1 protein-coding gene and 1 pseudogene are annotated in these 1,287 nt (G+C 68.0%); both read right to left on the reverse strand.

Translation table 11 applies throughout. From position 1 onward, the window contains the following. A pseudogene (locus VK92_RS43265) lies at nt 1-162 on the reverse strand (glutamine synthetase); the annotation flags it as partial. Further along, nucleotides 105-893 (reverse strand): gamma-glutamyl-gamma-aminobutyrate hydrolase family protein, encoded by a 789-nt coding sequence (locus VK92_RS38825; RefSeq protein ID WP_048025395.1) that lies wholly within the window; start codon nt 891-893, stop codon nt 105-107. The gene VK92_RS38825 and the pseudogene VK92_RS43265, both read right to left, overlap by 58 nt. Nucleotides 894-1,287: the final 394 nt, after the last annotated feature.

Here is a 1,287-nt window from a genome sequence, read left to right on the forward strand (position 1 = left end):
GCCGGCCATGTCGGGAATGATCGCTTCGATCTCGGTGATCCGGTGCTGCTTCAGGAAATCTTCGATGTCTTGCATGTCTGTTCTCGTTGGTTGGGTCGGCGCGCTCAGGCGAGCGCGGCGGCGGCCGTGGCGCGCGTGCGGGCGGCACGGCTCGCGCGGCAGGCATCGCCGAAGGCGCGGAAGATCGCGCTCGACAGCGGGTCCTGCGCATGCCGCCATTCCGGGTGCCACTGCACGGCGAGGGCGAAAGCCGGTGCATCGACGACGCTCACGGCTTCGATCAGGCCGTCCGGCGCGACGGCTTCGACGGCGAGGCCGGAGCCGAGCTGCGCGATGCCCTGCTTGTGCAGCGAGTTCACGTGCACTTCGTCGCGGCCGCCGGCGAGCGCATGCAGCTTGCCGCCGGGCGTCAGTCGCACGACGTGCGCGGGGCCGTATTGCGTGTCCATCGGTGCGTCGTCGTCCTCGCGGTGATCGGCGAAGCCCGGCACTTCATGCACGCGCTGGTGCAGCGTGCCGCCGCAGACGACGTTCAGCTCCTGGAAGCCGCGGCAGACTGCGAGCACCGGCACGCCCGCGGCGATCGCCGCGCGCAGCAGCGGCAGCGTCGTCGCGTCGCGGGCCGGGTCGTGCTTCGTGCCGGGTGCGCTCGGTTCGCCGCCGTACAGGTGCGGCTCGACGTTCGAGTAGCTGCCGGTAAACAGCAGGCCGTCGACCGTGTCGAGGATGTCGTCGGTCGACTGGCGCTCGCCGAGCGCGGGCAGCACCATCGCGAGTGCCTGCGCGCCGTCGACGATCGCGGCGACGTATTTGTCGCCGACCGTATGCGACGCGTGTGCGCCGATCTGCGTGTGGTCGGCGGTGATGCCGACGAGTGGTTTCCTTCTTTCCATGACGTCAATCAGTTATCCGGAGGGTTGTTGCGTACGTCTTGCCGGATGTGGCGAAACGCCGGCGTGCAACAGCCCCGCAGCCTGGCGCAAAGCGCAAGGCCGCTGGTGAATGGGCGCAACGGGATGGCGTGGCGATCCGCGCTGCGCGCGACGATCAGGCCGTCGTTCGTTTCATTGCGATACGCGACGCGGCAACGAATGCGCGAACGCGTTCCGTCACCGCACGGACCATGCGGTTGGCGAATCAGCAGACGAAACGAACGACGTAAAGAAAGGAGAGGCGCTACGGCAGCAGCGACGCCACTTCGTCGGTATCGACGGCGACGAATGCGCGTGCGGAAACGGCGTTGTGGCGCCGAACGGAACGACGGGACAGGATGGTGTAGATCGACAG

It is taken from the genome of Burkholderia sp. LK4, assembly GCF_001043615.1.
In the GTDB taxonomy this organism is placed as follows: Bacteria; Pseudomonadota; Gammaproteobacteria; order Burkholderiales; family Burkholderiaceae; genus Burkholderia; species Burkholderia cepacia.